The sequence below is a fragment of the Paraglaciecola sp. 25GB23A genome, from assembly GCF_040012495.1.
Classification (GTDB): Bacteria; Pseudomonadota; Gammaproteobacteria; order Enterobacterales; family Alteromonadaceae; genus Paraglaciecola.
In genome coordinates this window covers 267,160-282,630 of sequence record NZ_JBDYKM010000001.1, presented here as the reverse complement: position 1 = coordinate 282,630, position 15,471 = coordinate 267,160, and the positions used below count along the sequence as shown (strand labels likewise).

Sequence of the window (15,471 nt, the reverse complement as noted above, 5' to 3'; positions counted from 1 at the left end):
TAAAACAACAATAAGGCTATATTAAACGGCTTCCTCAGCTGGGTGCAAATCTACCACGTACATATCTTTTAACTTTATGTAGAGAAGTCGCTTTGTGGCAAAGGTTATCCACCCTGGTCAATCAGGTCTGCCTGCTGATTATAAGTATACATTTATAATTTACTGATAGCTGAATCACGTTAAGTATGACTTCCACCGAGTAAATGTGGGTTTTATTGGCAAAAAGCTTACGTTTCGCTATGGATTAATGCACTTATAAGCCGGCCCCCTACCTCAACAGATAGAAGAGTAATATTTGCCGAGAAGCGCTTTAGTGGCTCCGCCACTAAAGTTTCAGCAAGTCACTAATGCCTGTCCTGCAAATTAGTTGATCCTACAAAAAGACGTTTAAGCAATTCCAAATTTAGAACAACAAAAAGTGTTCTTATTGATTCTGTAAAAATTTTACGACTGGCTCCTTAGAGCGAAAAGCAGTCATACAATTAATTGGTCTTGAGGATCGCATTTACTCTGAGTAAGCGGCCGTTGGGAATCTATTATTTCAGAGTACGTAATAATGAATCTCAGCCAATTAATTGAAAAGCCTCGAAGTTAAATCAAACTCTGACCTGAATGTCTCATTGATTGCAGCCTTTCTTAAAATGACATCATTTTCACCAACTTCATAAATATTGGCACCACTGCTTATAAATCTTTTCACTAAACTTTTTTTAGCATTACCAAATTCAATCAATAATCTACAATCAATATCGTTAACATTTCCGTTTTGATCTACCCATTCCAACAAATTTAAACGTTGCAGAATCCTTTCGACAATAGCACGTCTACTAATATTCAAAATATAATCATTACTCTTTTTTAGACTGTCGTATGTTTTAGGAATTATTGTAGTCGAAGACCAACCTGAATAATAAATCTGAGCGTTACTAATAAGCTCAGGTTCAGTCTCTGCTCTTAATTGCACGAAAAATAATACAAATAACAAGATAATAGAAACTTTCATTTATTCCACTCCAAGCATGTTACACAAATGACTTCAATATCTTTCCCACCGCGACCATGCATTTGTGGTAAGTCCGTTCTTCTATGTATTGTATTTTCAACTTCGAGTATGTTTTACAGCCCTGTTTTCTTCAAGAATAAAAATTAATTTCTCAATAACATTGGATTCTGCGAGTCATGCCCTGAATGTCTCCTGTCTGCTAGTTGAAATCGTTCCCTGAGCGACTCGGCTATGACCGCTATTGGCACATTAGAGCCAGTCGCCTCTGCCTCTTTAGCTCAATAATAACTGTCTTTTTTACCTAATTCCCTCTTCGGGCTAGTTGTACTCAGTGGTTCCAATTTTAGCTACTAAACAAGGTCTCAACTAATTTACGGGCTTGTTGCTGGTCAGGCTCTTCAAGTTCTTTATCGGCGAAGGCTTGGTCTAAATTTTTATCAATAATGGCTTTTAATTGTTCAGTGGATTGGGTCTCGTACGATTGAAGTTTTGCTAGCCCTAAGGAAAAATGCCCCTGTACATAACCCGCGATAAATAGGTCTTGATCACTGCCCTCTTCTACCACATCAACAAAATATTGCTCGGCTTTTTCTACTATTTTTTCTAACTGCATGTTTGTACTCTTCTACTTAAAATTATTGCAAATCTGCCAAGGGATAAAGTACTTGGTCGCGATAGCCTGTTATTACCGTCATCAGGCCTGCTAACTCTGCATCTAGCTTAATATCACCACTATCTGAAATTAGCGGTTTTCCGCCCAAATTATTGAGTTTGCTTTTAGTGGCGACCAACAGAATATTTTCTTTACCCACACTGCGTAGCACCTGAGGACTGAGTTGTTGATTACCACGGCCAAACACATGGCCTTGGCCGCCAATCAGGGTAATGACCAGTTTAGTCGCTTGATGATTGACCCGTTCAAATAGCTGCTGAGCGGTGAGGTCACTGGCGACCAATTGACCGCCTTTAACCAGATCCACACCCAACAGGGTATTGGCAAGCCCCAGCTCCTGCATGATAAATTCAACTGTAGAACCAGAGCCCATAATAAAATAATGCTCAGAATACTCATCCATTAACTCAATAATGTAAGCGGCGATATCGGCTAACACTAATTCGTCAGATTCCTTGCCCCCCATTTTTACCGCCTGCATATAGCGCAGCTCAGTAGGGACGTGCATTTCACCAAACTGACGAGCATTAACCCGACCTTGGCGAAATAAATCTTCGTCAATATCCATCACATCAGCTTGAGTCAGACTAACTATTTGGCCTTGAATCATCTGCGCAACCACTCTGCCAGCGGCTTGCGGCGTGATGGCGTAAACACCTGAATGAATTTTACAGCCCGCCGGAATACCTAACACTGGCACACTAAAGTCAACTACCTTACAAATATTACGCGCCGTACCATCCCCACCAGTAAACAATAACAAATCGACTTTTTCGTCTAACATCGCCTTGGCGGCTAACTCTGAATCATGTCCTTCACTTTGTTCTGTGGCGGGATGATAGACCACCGAATAATTAAACCCCATGGCTTGTGCGAGTGTCTCACCCATATCACCACTGGCAGTATAAATATGCACTTGTTGTTGTAAGGGTAGAATTTCTGTTAAAGCGACACGAGTTTTATCTAAAGCTTTTTTTTCTGCTCCTAAGGCTAAAGCCTTCGCTCTGATTTCAGCCCCATCACTGCCTTTTAAAGCTAATGCACCACCAATTCCGGCAAACGGATTGATAATAAGGCCCACTTTAAAGGTTTTTTTAAGCATGAAAATCTCGCTCTGTTAATGCTGGCGTTTGATAAAAAGCCTGTAAGGCGCCAATAAATATTTGCGCCCTAGGGGGGAAGCCATGTTGTAGATAATGTGAAACTTGCTGTCGCACATTATACGTAAAACCCACGCTATCAACAGGCGCGCCATTAAGATTATCAGTACTGACGTTAAACGGTTTTCCACAGGCTACCGAAAAGGCCCACTCTATGGCTTGTGGTTTTATCTCAACCTGTTCAAATTCGGCCTGTTGCTCGGCGTTCCTGCCATCAGGACAATACCAATAACCGTAGTCTTCTTGCAAACGGCGAGCCCTACCAGCTAAGCACCAATGGGCTATTTCATGTAAGGCACTGGCAAAAAATCCATGGGCAAAAATAACACGATGATAATTGACCTGTTCATCCGCAGGAAGATACACAGGCTCACACTCCCCTTTGACCAGTTGAGTATTTTCACTCACTGCAAAGTTTTGCGCGAATAGTTGAATAATATCATGGTAACGCAAGCGCGCAGCAGGCTCGTCGATGACAGGCAAACAAGCCTCTAATAAGGAAGAAAATAGGAGAGCTGAATTAGTATCTTTCATAAGGGCGCGCATTTTAAACTGAAGGGCGGATGACTGCCAGCTATTGTTTTCATGCTAAGTTTACGCCAAGCTATGGCAAATTATTGTTAATGAATCAGTCTATGAAACCATTATTTTTAGCCTTCTGTGCCTTACTAAGTAGTCATCATCTGTTCGCCATGGATGTGAGTTACACCGACAGTGCAATCGTGATCGATGGCGTTGCAGAACAAACCTGGCAACAAGCAACGTGGCACGATATGCCCCATTTAATGGACGGTAGTCTGCCCGATTCAAAACAAGACTTTAGCGGCAGATATCGCCTACTGTGGGACAAAAATTACTTATATTTACAAGCTGAAATTACTGACGACAAATTAATCGATACTCATGCTGATCCAACTGTGAATTATTGGGATGATGATTGTCTTGAAGTATTTATAGATAGTGATGCTTCAGGTGGCAATCATCAATTTAACCACACAGCCTTTGCCTATCATATTGGCCTTGACAATCAAGCCGCTGACTATGGTCCAGATAAACAAGCCCATTTGTATACTGATCATCTAAAAAGCCAATGGCGACGTAGTTCAGAGGCACCTCATAATATTATTTGGGAAGTCGCAATTAAACTTTATCCTGACAATTACCAAGAGGGTCAGCAAAACTCTCCCTTGGTATTGACTGGCGATCAAGTGATTGGTTTTATGTTGGCTTATTGTGACAATGACGGTAGTGATGTTAGGGAACATTTTATGGGCTCTCACGAGGTTGAGCCGTTAAATGGCAGTCGCAATAGAGGCTTTATTGATGCCAGTGTATTTGGCAAAATCACCCTTAAACTCTAGTTTTAGTATGAATACAGTACTCGGAAGCGTAATCAATGAGTGAAAGCACTAAACAAATTATTCGCCACTTACATGGTGTCATGACCATGCAAGAGATTGCACAAAAAGGCGATTTGCTCAGCACCATTCGCTCAGTCCAGGCATGGCAATGCAAACGCTTGCTAGCGAGTCATCAAAAAATGTATGAACAGGATAAGTTTAAACCTGCAGTAGAGTTTTTTGTGAAAGAATTGTATGGCCCCAAAGACTTTAGCCAACGAGATAAAGATATTGCTCGTGTTGCACCTAAGATGGCCAAGCTTCTGCCAGAAACGGCATTGCAATCCCTTGTATCGGCATTGCATCTAAATGAACTGTCTTTTGAACTCGATTTTGACTTAGCTAAGAAAATACAAGGCAAAGAAATTAATCGGGATACTTACCTTGAAGCCTACCGCGCCTGTGATAATCGCAATGCCAGACAACAACAAATTTATTTTATCGAAGTACTAGGTAAAGATTTAGCCGAAGTGGTTAAAATGCGCGGCATTTCGGCTTTGTTGATGCTATCACGTAAGCCGGCCAAATTGGCAGGCGTGCAAGCCTTACATGAATTTATTGAAATGGGTTTTAAAGCCTTTAAGAATTTAGGCAATGTGGATGAATTTATCTTACCTATCGTTCATCATGAACAAGGTTTAATGAATCAAATGTTCGATCTCAATCAGCCCAACCCCTTGCCTGACGTTTAAGCAACTTATGTCGAGTGTTAATCATAGGCAGCCCGCTTTACTCTGGCAATATGCTAACCCGTTTATCAATGAATGGCGGATTAGTCCTGAACATATAGATCATTATGGGCATGCTAATAACGTGGCTTATGTCAGTCAGTTAGAGCAGACATCATGGGCTCACTCCAATGCATTGGGTTTAACAATAGAGCAATACAAGCAACTCGATCGAGGCATGGCTATCAGTCGCCATGAAATTAATTATTTGGCCGCCGCTTATTTACACGATGACATAGCCTGCGCCACCTGGATTGTTGAGTGTGATAATAGGTTAAAACTCACCCGCGCTTTCCAGTTTATTCGCCGGGCTGATGGCTTATGTTTACTGACTGCGCGCACTGAATTTGTATGTATTGCCTTATCAAGTGGTCGCCCCAAACGCATGCCGCCAGAATTTACCCAGCCCTATGGTCAAGCACAAATAGTGACTGCGGGCCCATGACTAGACAAAGCAGTATCGTTTTTTTACTCACTTTGTCTGTCTTGCTCAATGTGTTTTTGCTGGTTCAACTACTCAGCCGAACAGATGAGTCTGAGGTAAATAAACCTGAGGCAGAATCGATGAGCTCAAATCAGTTAGGGTTTTCGCAAACAAGCTCTTCAACCACCTTAAATGCTCAACTTAATCCTAGCACTTCTCAACAATCGCCAGAGCAATTGCCCCGGCTCAAGCGCGATGAACTGTTAGCCCAAGGAAAACAATGGTTAGTGGCAGCAAATTATCCAGAACTTGAGCTGTTTTTACGTGATTATTTGCAACAACATCCCCTTGATATGGATTTTTTGTTACTAGAGGCTGAACTTATCGTCCACACCCAATTACTCAGTGACGCCATTGCTCATTATTACAGCTTAAAAAAGTTGCCCATGAATGCGGTACAAGAACAATTAGTTAACACCCAAATTAATACCCTGTCGGCGCAAACCATAACACAACTACAAAAAGCCTATTCTTGGGATACCCTTGCTATTTTTGTTGAGCCTTTATTACAACTCGAACCTGAAAATCGTGATTATATTTTGGCCTTAGCAGAGGCATATGCACAACAGCAGCAAATCAACTTAATGGAAAACACCTTAGCAGCCTTGGCTTATGATGATCCCAGTGCTATGCGCCTGCGCCAATTAACATTAATCACGCAAACAAAAGAGAAAAGCAGCGATGCTGAATCACCAGATATCCCCTTTAAAGAGCCAGTTAGTGCTACCGCTATTAAATTACAGCAAATGGGCGACCAATACGTAGTTCATGGCCAACTTAGTGGCAACAATGTGGCCTTATTAATCGATACTGGCGCATCTATAACTGCCGTGTCCAACACCTATTTCCAAAACCTAGCAAACCGTTTCAAGATTAATTTTATTGGGCGGTTCAACGTCAATACAGCAGCAGGCAAAGTGCTCGCTCCTATGTATCAATTTGCAGAACTCAAATTAAACCATGCTATTGTATACGATATATCGATTATCGTTTTACCCATGCGCAATATGGACAATGTAAATGGCTTACTCGGTATGAACTTTTTACGAGAATTTGATTTTAAAATCGACCAACGCCAAGCCATGCTGTTTTTAAAGCCTTAGTACACTCACCAGAGTATGCAGCCGGATTAAATCGACACAAACTGAACTTTTTTATTACTTAAGCAAGTAAACAGTCAATACGACACATTTATAATCGCGCAATTAGGAAATACCATTACTAGTCTCAATCCAAGTTTTAATGATCTGTGGTTTTTGCCCCTCGGCGGCACTGGTGAGATTGGCATGAACATGAACCTATATGGCCATGCAGGCAGTTGGTTAATGGTAGATTGTGGTGTTACATTTCAAAGCCCTCTGCGTCCTGAATATTTGCAAACAGAAGGTTCATCGGTATTAGCTCGGGATATATTTGATGTGGTATCGGCTGATCCTAGTTTTATTAGCAGTCGCAAACAACAATTAGCCGGCATTGTTATCACCCATGCCCATGAAGATCATGTGGGGGCCCTGCCCTATTTATGGCAGCGCTTCAAATGTCCGGTTTATACCACAAAATACACCGCTGAAATTTTACGCCGTAAACTTAATCGCGATAATTTGGCCCAGCGCATGCCAATTATTGAAGTTGAAACGAACCAAAGGGTTGATATTGGCCCCTTTAATGTCGAATGGCTTGGCATCACGCATTCTATTCCAGAACCGCATGCCTTAATGATCCGCACCGAGGCTGGAAGTGTATTTCATACTGCAGATTGGAAAATAGACAAAAAACCAATCACCGATCAGCCATTCAATGCTCACCCTTTTAAACTGCTGGCCAAACAAAATGTGAACGCCATGGTGTGCGACTCAACCAACGCACTGCGGCCCGGTCACTCCATTTCTGAGAGTGAATGCTCTGCAGGTTTACTGGAACTGGTTGAACAGGCAACGGGTCGCGTGGTGGTTGGGTGTTTTAGTAGCAATATTGCACGCATGATCAGCTTGGCTCAAATAGCCCAAAAGACAGGTCGTTATTTAGCCTTATTTGGTCGTTCACTGCAAAATACCGTCGGAGCGGCCAAAGCAACCGGTCACTGGCCAGATGATCTAAATGTGATTGACGCCTATCATGCAGGTTATTTGTTGAAACACGAAGTATTGGCGGTGGCGACTGGCAGCCAAGGAGAAAGCCGGGCTGCCCTTAGTCAAATGGCTCAAGATAACTATCGTAATCTCAGCTTAGAGGCAGACGATCTCATCATATTTAGTTCGATTATTATCCCGGGTAATGAAAAACTCATCGATAGAATGATAGAACAATTTCATCAGCGCAAAATTCGCACCATTTTAGCCGAGGAACACAGCAAACCCATCCACGCTTCAGGGCATCCTTATCAAGACGAATTAAAACTTATGTATGAGTGGGTAAAACCGCAACTTGCCATTCCTACTCATGGTGAGCCAAAGCATCTTCGCGCCAATGCCGACATAGCCAACCAATGTCATGTGCCCAAAAGCTTAACCGGTCTAAATGGAGATTTATTTATTATTGCCCCACAGCCCAAGCTAATAAAAAGTGCGGTAAAAACCGGACGGATCGCTTTGCAACAATAGAGACTCTGTCTTTTTTCCCTTACTTAGCAGCTTAAGCGGGCATATTATCAATAAATTTTAAAATACTGCCAAAAGCACGTTGACCGCCTTTTTCTATTTGCTTATCAAAATACCAGTTACCCAATAAGGGAATATTGATATGGCCTTGAGACCGCCAATGTACATGGGTTTTTCCGCCAACTTCAGTTAGCTTAACTTCACCTAATTCATGCAGGTAAGGGAGTGGCTTTGAATAAATGATTTTGTATCCAAGTAAATAGGGCCGCTCAAATGCCACAATCTCTTCATGCAAAGTCGCACCACCCGCTTGAATTTCTCTGACTGCTCCAAGACCATTAATTTCACTATGACCCTTTTTAATAAGGCTAGATTTATCGACACCCTTGAACTGCGCATAATTAGCATGTTCGCTTAATACCTGAAAAACATCGGCAATGGGCTTATCGATAATACGTTCAACTGAAATTGAAAACATGGGGTTCCTTCTTTTTGCTGGTGCTTGTGTGATTAAAATTTGCCCAAACCGTAAGGGTGATGTTGAGGTTTTTTACTCGTAATACCCTTCACAGTGACAACTTAAGGTGGGTCGTTTTTAGAAACTGTATTACCCAATACTAAGGTAGTTACTAATAAAATGAGTTTACGGACCATCATAGCCCGATAAACCCTAACAATCCTAAATACTAGCTTGCTTACAATAGCATGAGGTCACAGAAATCAATGATCGGCTGTTACTATATAGCGTTCAGCTTAATGACGCTGAATCTTGAGCAAACAGTCAGCAAAACTGCTTATTAAACCCACGAATAAGATCTGAACGCTACTAAAGCACTTTGACCATAAAGTATTTACAGCCCGTTTTAGGGTAATTTTTTTGAATCCATTGGGTTTTATATCCATGTTTTTCATAAAAAGGCATAGCCTGAAAATTCAGCGTATCCAAAAGGCAGGTTATACAGCCCCTCTGCTTAGCTGCAAGCTCCATTGCTTGTAATATTTGACTGCCTATATTTTGACCACGCAGTTTATCTGAAACCCATAATGTATTAATTAACAACCAGTTACCAAAAGTACGACCCGCCGCACCGGCAATAACTTCACCCTTGGCATTTTTAATTTGCACCGCCAAAGGTCTTCGCTCATTTACTTCCCAATGGGCCCAGTTAAACTCAGCAATTTTTTCATCCAAATAATCGATCAGTTGTTGTTCTGGATTGTGTAACACTTCAATATTCATCTTACCTCCGAGTTATTCGCTCTTGCTAACAGATATCTCAATGATAGCGCAGTACCCATCTGCAGTTTTTTGGCGTAATTTCACATATAAACCATAAATGATAAAGCTTAGAGCGCATATTAAGGACCAGTATTTAAGGATATCAGTGAGACAGATAAGGCAAGCCAGCAGAACACTAACATGCTGTTAAAGCTAAGATGACGATTTTAAAAAGTCGCTTGCACACAGGGCTGGATCAGCGAGAATGCTCAACAAGCTAATCGCGTCCTGTGTCCAAGCACTTTATCTTGGCTAGATATGTTTGTATTTTTTAACTCACAGCTCGCTGACTTAGTCCTCGTTAGCGTCGCTAATGCGTTCCAAACGTTCTTGCTCTTCTGCGAAGGCGGCTTTAATTTCTTCTAATACTGAGTCAACGTCGGTCGCTTCGGATGAGAATTCAAAATGGCCAGTTAATTCAGTTTCAGTGGTCAATTCACCAGCTTCAAACAGCGCCCACATTTCTTCTGCGTAATGGGTATCGAGCAATTCAGGGGCGTATTGACCGTAATATTCACTCATGTTTCGCACATCTCGGCACAACATACTAAACGCGTTATTGTTGGCTGCGGCATCAACGACTTGGGGTAAATCGATGATCACCGGGCCGTAGTCGTCGACTAAAACATTAAATTCAGACAGATCACCATGTACTAAACCAATGCACAGCATTTGTTTAACGTAATGCATTATTTGTGTATGGTCTTCAACTGCTTGTTCAGCTGTCATGCTGACATCATTTAAACGTGGGGCGACATCGCCTTTTTCGTCGGTTACCAGCTCCATTAACAAAACACCGTCATAACAACCATAAGGTTGTGGCACACGCACTCCAGCCTTAGCAAGTTTAAACAAAGCATCTACTTCGGTGTTTTGCCAGGCATCTTCTTGCTGTTTACGACCAAATTTGGAACCTTTTTCCATGGCTCTGGCACGGCGAGTATTGCGGACTTTACGACCTTCTTGATATTGCGCGGCTTTTTTAAAACTACGTTGCATGGCCTCTTTGTAGACCTTGGCACAACGCACCTGCTCTCCGCAGCGCACTGCATAAACAGTGGCTTCTTTGCCGCTCATCAATTGATATAACACTTCGTCTACCAAGCCATCATCAACAAGAGGCTGGATTCGTTTGGGGGTCTTCATGGAGTCCTTATAAAGTCAACTAACTACGCTGTACAAATTAATGCAGAGTTTGCCTTAAACCCTTATGGCCGCGCAATGTCAAATTGCGTTTACACTTGCCTAGGTAGGTATTAGCAAATTTTCACATAGTTTTACCTAATTAGCGATCAGCACTATGACTTTATTTAGCCGTTCAGCTGAATCAGCTCGACTATAATGTAATATCAAGTCCATCTTGTTGTCTTGATTGACGTCATTGTGAGTAATAAGAGTGGCGTTTTTAGGTACCTTTACTTCGTATTTCTCTGCTCGGCGATTAAATAACCTTTTTCCGTCTTGTAAGGCGGTAATCACTTTTATTTGCTCATCTTCTTCAGAAAAAATAATGTCTTTAAAACCATCGCCGTTAATGTCCTGTAGTTTCACCATAGGTTGACCACTGCGTCCAGAAGACAAACTAAAGGTAATTTCAACTTCTTGACTGACGGTAGGTTTGCTCGGATAACGCTGATTTTCGTCCATTTTATAAATAAATACATCTTGCTCAATACTGCTGGATAACAAGGCACTTATAATTTGCGATACCCCCAACTCAAAGGACGAGACCATAATTTCTTGACGTCCGTCGTTATCTAAATCAACTAATTTTAAGTCTGACAAAGTTGTGTCAGATTGAATGCGTGTCGCGGGACTCTGCTCAAAAAGCAAACCTTGCTGCCCAAGTTGAGCATAATAAATTTCATAGTCGTTGGTACGATCTAACACCCCTGAGCTTTGCGTGAAACGCACGATCAAATCAGGTAGGTCATCACCATTGAGGTCAGCAATTGTCTCGACTAGCTTGTGATTTAACTGACTTTGGTCGAGCTGCTGTCCGTCAGCGTCAATTTTATCCCACCAATTCACACCTTCGATATCATCGGCCAAGGGTATTGATATCCTTTGAGTATTAAAACTTCCTTGTGCATTTTGTTGATAAACCAGTAACTCACCAGTCTCCACCAAAACCACATCGCTTTTGGTGTCTAAATTCATGTCCACAAAAAACAACTCACGGGGCTTAAACGTCACATTTTTGCCATCCACCTTGAGTAACGATGGAATGGTTAAGGTCTGCGCCAATAAATCTCGATTATTGGACTGCGATAGCCACAAACTCAGCTCTGTAAATTGTGCAAGTATAAAGTCATCTTGCTGATCGTCATTCAAGTCTTGCGAAAAGTCTAAGTCCATAAGCACATCTGATTTTTCACTCAGATACATTGACGAAACACTTAAAATCGGCTGTAACAAAGACTTAGATTTGGTAATTGTTGCAACGGCTTTGTCATTTGTTGCCATCATAACAGGGCCAGATTTAGGGAGATTTCCGCCCTCATCAGCCATATATTGATATTTGAAAATATGACGATTGCTTAAAAAATACAGGGATTGCAAGCCACTTGTTTGCACGACACCAAGATCGTAAGCAAATAAGTTATGACTTAAAGTGAATAAATCCAGTAACACTGAGGTGTTTTTTTGTGAATCAAAGGCGTAAATGGCCAGTTGCCTATCGCCCTTTTCTGACACTCCAAAGGCAATCAATTCGTTACCGGGGTTTGCCAGTAGATTAGCGGCCAACACGGGTTGCGTGAGATTAAAGGGCAACTCAATCGCATATTCGGAAAATAAAGCAGATTTATCAGCAAATGAAGGCATAGAGACCACGACTAGCAGCAAAAAACTGACAATGACCCTAGTCTTAAAGATCAAATTAAGTGGATAGTACGTATCTTTCATTATGCTTTCCTTTAGCCCGAACACGAGTAGCGCAGCATATCAAAATACCTTGTTTGTGCCGCCTTAAAGTGTAAATCTTTAATTCAAGGAGGCGATACCCAAGTGGTTTTAAGCAATTTCGTTTTCGATATTTAATTCAACGGCTTATATGTTAGGATTTTGCATCGAAATATCATAGATATCATTGTAATAGAGGCACTCCATGCTTTTTAGGCATACTAATAACAATATTGGCTTATTCATCAGTAAACTGGTCATTTCCACTTATATTCTGTTTGGTCTTTGTCACTCAGTACAAGCTCATCCGCTTGAACAGCTCGATGGCTTAAAACGCTTTAACAAGACAACATTACTTGTTGACCCGCAAAATCCTGCCGTAGTACTCAACTCAAGCATGGATATTAAAAACGTCAAAATAGGCCAAAATGTATTAGCAAAGGCCATCGACTTGACAGAACAAGGGGGCGAAATTCATAATATTACTAGCGGAAACCGCAGTGACAAAGTGACATTTAGTTTTTTCCAACCTTTGCAAGAATCGAGTGTTGAGCAACGAATTGATTTGAATTTTGATAAGAATTTGGGATTTATTAATGCAATCAATTTACGTTATTTTATTAGTAGCGCATATTTAAGTATCGAGCTGATTCGCGAGCAAGTACTACAAGCTGCCGTGACAAAATATGGACCGCCCTTAACCTTGCAAGAGGCGCAAACCGCAACGGGACAAACTAAAAATACAGTTAAAATAACCGATTTCATTAATACCATACCCAATTTATCTGCCGAGGCTCGGGACTATTTTAAAAAGCTCGGTGTCACAAGAAATGCCAAAATCAGTGCTGACTCACAGGGTTATGGCTTATTTCAAAACGGCTTTGATCAGTGTTATTTGTGGCCTAAAAATGACTATACTGAGATTTTAAGGTTTTGTGCATTTGCCCCCGGCGCAGCAAATGCGAACAGTCGTGGTTTAGAATTTTCCTTGGTTAATTTCCCTGTGGCTAAAAACATTGCTGATCAACAAGTGAAGGCTGCTGAACAACTTAAATTGAACTTGTAAGCGCAAACCTTCTGACGCAGCAGTTATTCCATTCAGGCATAAGTAAATTGTCGAATAAAGGATATACTGCTGCGCTAATTTTCAGACACACAAACCTTTGTTAGGAAATGGACATGCCTAGTCATCGACTTTATCGCTGTAAATCCCCACTTACTGTTTTGTTATTTATCATACTTTGCAGCAGCTCGGTAAATAGCTATGCCACTAGCCGACTTAATGCACATGAACCGCAAGTAAGTATAGTCGCGGTGCCAGAGTGGATTGAAGTACAAGATTTTGAAGTGGGTGATCTAGTGGATTTAGTCAGCCCAAGTCACTATCACTTAGTTGATAAGCAAATAAACGGCATCCAAGGTAAACAAGTGTATTCTCGATTTGTTTATTCCTTAACGGATCCTTCAGGTATCGAATCCAATTCCAACATCCGTATTCGTTTTAATCCGGCTTATGAAACCTTGCAAATCCACGCTATTGCAGTCAATAGACTGGGTAAACTTGTAAATTCATTATCGCCGGCGGATGTAGAAGTAATAAATGTCGAAGATCGGCAAAGTAGTAATATCTACTCAGGCGAAGTTGAAGCGGTTATTTTGCTTAAAGACATTCGGGTCGGTGATGTGGTCGATTATAGTTATACCCTTGTGGGTAACAATCCGGTCTTTGCTGACAAATTTTCGGCAGGAGCCACCATAGGTTGGTCAATCCCGGTAGATAAAGTCAACGTTTCGGTGCTAATGCCTTCAGAGCGAGCAATTCAATACAAAATATTTAAAAGCAACGCACAGTTAAATGTCGAAACTGTAGGGCAGATTAGTACTTACCGACTAGGTTTAACCAACACCACAGAAGTGTATGAGGAGGATAACCTTCCGGCTTGGTACAACCCTTATCCCTATATACAGTTTAGCGAATACCGAAATTGGCAGGATGTAGCTCAGTGGGCAAATGATTTATTTGATGTTGAGCACATTCCTTCAGCTGACTTAGCGGCTTACATCAGCCAGTTAAAAACAAAGCCAATTGATCAGGCAATTAATGCGGCGATTGACTTTAGCCAGAATCAAATCCGCTATTTAGGCTTGGAGCTCGGAGAAAACTCCCATCGTCCAAACAGTCCTTCTGAGACCTTTGCTAATCGCCAAGGAGATTGCAAAGACAAATCGCTATTGCTCAGTGTTTTACTCAATCAATTGGGTATTACCGCTAATCCTGCATTAGTTTCAACCAGTAGTCGCGCTCATGTCAGTGATTATTTGCCTACTCATGCGGTATTTGACCATGCGATAGTGGAAATTCAAGTAGATGGCGTAAGTTATTGGATTGACCCAACGATGACCCATCAAGGCTCGCAACTAGATAGTAAGTTTCAAACGGATTATGGTTTAGCCTTAGTTGTGGCACCCTATACTGAAGGGCTTACCAGCGCCAGACCGACTATTAACTTTGACAGTAAAATTGCGGTTAAAGAATTTATTGTAGCAGCTGATTACGCATCACCAGTTGAATGGACGGTAACCACTACCGTCACTGGACGTGAGGCAGATAGTTTACGTTATCGTATTAAATCTGAAGGACAAGTTAAATTAGCCAAGGCCTACTTAAATTTTTACGCCAAGCGTTTTGCCAAGATTGAATCTCTTAGGCCATTGCAGATTATTGATGAAAGGCAGCAAAACATCATCACCGTAGTGGAACATTATTTAGTGCCTGAGTTTTGGCTATTAAATGCCCAGAAAAATGCCGAATTTGAGCTGCACGCGGATTACTATAGCCACTATGCGCAATTGCCTAAGTCCATCAAGCGCGAACAACCATTGGCGATGTATCCTAATCTGAGTATTAATCATAAAGTGACCTTGCAATTGCCAGAGCATATCGACTTTAGTACAGATGAAGGCACAGAGTTATTTGAAGATAACTTTGTGAATTTTGCTTCAAGTATTATTTACGATCGACGTTTATTGACCTTCCAAAATAGCTATACAACAAAAGGTGAATATGTCGATGTCGCTCAGGTACCAGAGCATTTGGCCTTGTTATCTGAGATAGCTAATCGTATGAATTATTACAATAGCATCACCAACGTCACTGATGATCCTGGCAATATAGCATTACAAAAGCTACTGCTTAATTTAAATCAACGTCGTATAGCGCAAAAAGAAAAGGCAGGAGAGTAG

15 protein-coding genes are annotated in these 15,471 nt (G+C 41.4%); 7 read left to right on the top strand and 8 right to left on the bottom strand.

All coding sequences use genetic code 11. The features are described from left to right. Positions 1-571: 571 nt before the first annotated feature. The 4 genes from ABKW31_RS01195 to ABKW31_RS01180 form a co-directional block, all read right to left on the bottom strand. On the bottom strand, positions 572-1,003 hold the full coding sequence (locus tag ABKW31_RS01195) for a hypothetical protein (RefSeq protein ID WP_348614309.1): 432 nt from the start codon (positions 1,001-1,003) through the stop codon (positions 572-574). A gap of 343 nt (positions 1,004-1,346) precedes the next feature. Further along, positions 1,347-1,616 carry a YfcL family protein gene (locus ABKW31_RS01190; protein WP_348614308.1) on the bottom strand — a complete coding sequence of 90 codons (270 nt, stop codon included), beginning with the start codon at positions 1,614-1,616 and terminating at the stop codon, positions 1,347-1,349. 22 nt (positions 1,617-1,638) lie between these two features. Beyond that, positions 1,639-2,778 (bottom strand): ATP-NAD kinase family protein, encoded by a 1,140-nt coding sequence (locus ABKW31_RS01185; RefSeq protein WP_348614307.1) that lies wholly within the window; start codon positions 2,776-2,778, stop codon positions 1,639-1,641. Then, positions 2,771-3,370, bottom strand: a complete 600-nt coding sequence (locus ABKW31_RS01180; RefSeq protein WP_348614305.1) for an elongation factor P hydroxylase — start codon at positions 3,368-3,370, stop codon at positions 2,771-2,773. Before ABKW31_RS01180 ends, ABKW31_RS01185 begins: the two co-directional genes overlap by 8 nt. A gap of 101 nt (positions 3,371-3,471) precedes the next feature. Here ABKW31_RS01180 and ABKW31_RS01175 point away from each other — a divergent pair, with 101 nt between their 5' ends. From ABKW31_RS01175 to ABKW31_RS01155, 5 genes are all read left to right on the top strand, one after another. Beyond that, entirely contained in the window at positions 3,472-4,197 is a 726-nt protein-coding gene (locus ABKW31_RS01175; RefSeq protein WP_348614303.1) for a CBM9 family sugar-binding protein, read from the top strand. 35 nt (positions 4,198-4,232) lie between these two features. After that, on the top strand, positions 4,233-4,928 hold the full coding sequence (locus ABKW31_RS01170) for a hypothetical protein (RefSeq protein WP_348614302.1): 696 nt from the start codon (positions 4,233-4,235) through the stop codon (positions 4,926-4,928). A gap of 7 nt (positions 4,929-4,935) precedes the next feature. Beyond that, a complete protein-coding gene (locus tag ABKW31_RS01165) occupies positions 4,936-5,409 on the top strand; it encodes an acyl-CoA thioesterase (protein WP_348614301.1) in 474 nt (157 codons plus the stop codon). Then, positions 5,406-6,551, top strand: a complete 1,146-nt coding sequence (locus ABKW31_RS01160; protein WP_348614300.1) for a retropepsin-like aspartic protease — start codon at positions 5,406-5,408, stop codon at positions 6,549-6,551. The genes ABKW31_RS01165 and ABKW31_RS01160 overlap by 4 nt, the downstream gene beginning before the upstream one ends. A 183-nt stretch (positions 6,552-6,734) precedes the next feature. Beyond that, entirely contained in the window at positions 6,735-8,048 is a 1,314-nt protein-coding gene (locus tag ABKW31_RS01155; RefSeq protein ID WP_348614299.1) for a ribonuclease J, read from the top strand. Between the two features lie 31 nt (positions 8,049-8,079). On the opposite strand, the gene ABKW31_RS01150 is transcribed toward ABKW31_RS01155, so the two are convergent. The 4 genes from ABKW31_RS01150 to ABKW31_RS01135 all read right to left on the bottom strand — a co-directional run bounded on the left by ABKW31_RS01150 (position 8,080) and on the right by ABKW31_RS01135 (position 12,231). Then, positions 8,080-8,523, bottom strand: coding sequence for an SRPBCC family protein (locus tag ABKW31_RS01150; RefSeq protein WP_348614298.1), 444 nt, complete (start codon positions 8,521-8,523; stop codon positions 8,080-8,082). Positions 8,524-8,871: 348 nt separating this feature from the next. Beyond that, positions 8,872-9,285 carry a GNAT family N-acetyltransferase gene (locus ABKW31_RS01145; protein ID WP_348614297.1) on the bottom strand — a complete coding sequence of 138 codons (414 nt, stop codon included), beginning with the start codon at positions 9,283-9,285 and terminating at the stop codon, positions 8,872-8,874. A 330-nt stretch (positions 9,286-9,615) separates the two neighbouring features. After that, the gene (locus tag ABKW31_RS01140) at positions 9,616-10,470 is read right to left on the bottom strand and encodes a PA4780 family RIO1-like protein kinase (RefSeq protein WP_348614296.1); all 855 of its coding nucleotides are present in this window, start codon (positions 10,468-10,470) and stop codon (positions 9,616-9,618) included. A gap of 135 nt (positions 10,471-10,605) precedes the next feature. Continuing rightward, positions 10,606-12,231, bottom strand: coding sequence for a VCBS repeat-containing protein (locus ABKW31_RS01135; RefSeq protein WP_348614295.1), 1,626 nt, complete (start codon positions 12,229-12,231; stop codon positions 10,606-10,608). Positions 12,232-12,433: 202 nt separating this feature from the next. Between ABKW31_RS01135 and ABKW31_RS01130 the strand changes: the two genes are divergently transcribed. Both ABKW31_RS01130 and ABKW31_RS01125 read left to right on the top strand, forming a co-directional pair. Next, positions 12,434-13,294 (top strand): hypothetical protein, encoded by an 861-nt coding sequence (locus tag ABKW31_RS01130; protein ID WP_348614294.1) that lies wholly within the window; start codon positions 12,434-12,436, stop codon positions 13,292-13,294. 113 nt (positions 13,295-13,407) lie between these two features. Then, a complete protein-coding gene (locus tag ABKW31_RS01125; protein ID WP_348614293.1) occupies positions 13,408-15,471 on the top strand; it encodes a DUF3857 domain-containing protein in 2,064 nt (687 codons plus the stop codon).

Excerpts from the sequence above, each read along its gene's own strand:
- ABKW31_RS01125 (WP_348614293.1), top strand. The coding sequence starts at position 13,408 with ATGCCTAGTCATCGACTTTATCGCTGTAAATCCCCACTTACTGTTTTG.
- ABKW31_RS01180 (WP_348614305.1), bottom strand. The coding sequence starts at position 3,370 with ATGAAAGATACTAATTCAGCTCTCCTATTTTCTTCCTTATTAGAGGCT.
- ABKW31_RS01130 (WP_348614294.1), top strand. The coding sequence starts at position 12,434 with ATGCTTTTTAGGCATACTAATAACAATATTGGCTTATTCATCAGTAAA.
- ABKW31_RS01165 (WP_348614301.1), top strand. The coding sequence starts at position 4,936 with ATGTCGAGTGTTAATCATAGGCAGCCCGCTTTACTCTGGCAATATGCT.
- ABKW31_RS01150 (WP_348614298.1), bottom strand. The coding sequence starts at position 8,523 with ATGTTTTCAATTTCAGTTGAACGTATTATCGATAAGCCCATTGCCGAT.
- ABKW31_RS01145 (WP_348614297.1), bottom strand. The coding sequence starts at position 9,285 with ATGAATATTGAAGTGTTACACAATCCAGAACAACAACTGATCGATTAT.
- ABKW31_RS01190 (WP_348614308.1), bottom strand. The coding sequence starts at position 1,616 with ATGCAGTTAGAAAAAATAGTAGAAAAAGCCGAGCAATATTTTGTTGAT.
- ABKW31_RS01185 (WP_348614307.1), bottom strand. The coding sequence starts at position 2,778 with ATGCTTAAAAAAACCTTTAAAGTGGGCCTTATTATCAATCCGTTTGCC.
- ABKW31_RS01160 (WP_348614300.1), top strand. The coding sequence starts at position 5,406 with ATGACTAGACAAAGCAGTATCGTTTTTTTACTCACTTTGTCTGTCTTG.
- ABKW31_RS01170 (WP_348614302.1), top strand. The coding sequence starts at position 4,233 with ATGAGTGAAAGCACTAAACAAATTATTCGCCACTTACATGGTGTCATG.
- ABKW31_RS01135 (WP_348614295.1), bottom strand. The coding sequence starts at position 12,231 with ATGAAAGATACGTACTATCCACTTAATTTGATCTTTAAGACTAGGGTC.
- ABKW31_RS01140 (WP_348614296.1), bottom strand. The coding sequence starts at position 10,470 with ATGAAGACCCCCAAACGAATCCAGCCTCTTGTTGATGATGGCTTGGTA.
- ABKW31_RS01155 (WP_348614299.1), top strand. The coding sequence starts at position 6,735 with ATGAACATGAACCTATATGGCCATGCAGGCAGTTGGTTAATGGTAGAT.
- ABKW31_RS01175 (WP_348614303.1), top strand. The coding sequence starts at position 3,472 with ATGAAACCATTATTTTTAGCCTTCTGTGCCTTACTAAGTAGTCATCAT.
- ABKW31_RS01195 (WP_348614309.1), bottom strand. The coding sequence starts at position 1,003 with ATGAAAGTTTCTATTATCTTGTTATTTGTATTATTTTTCGTGCAATTA.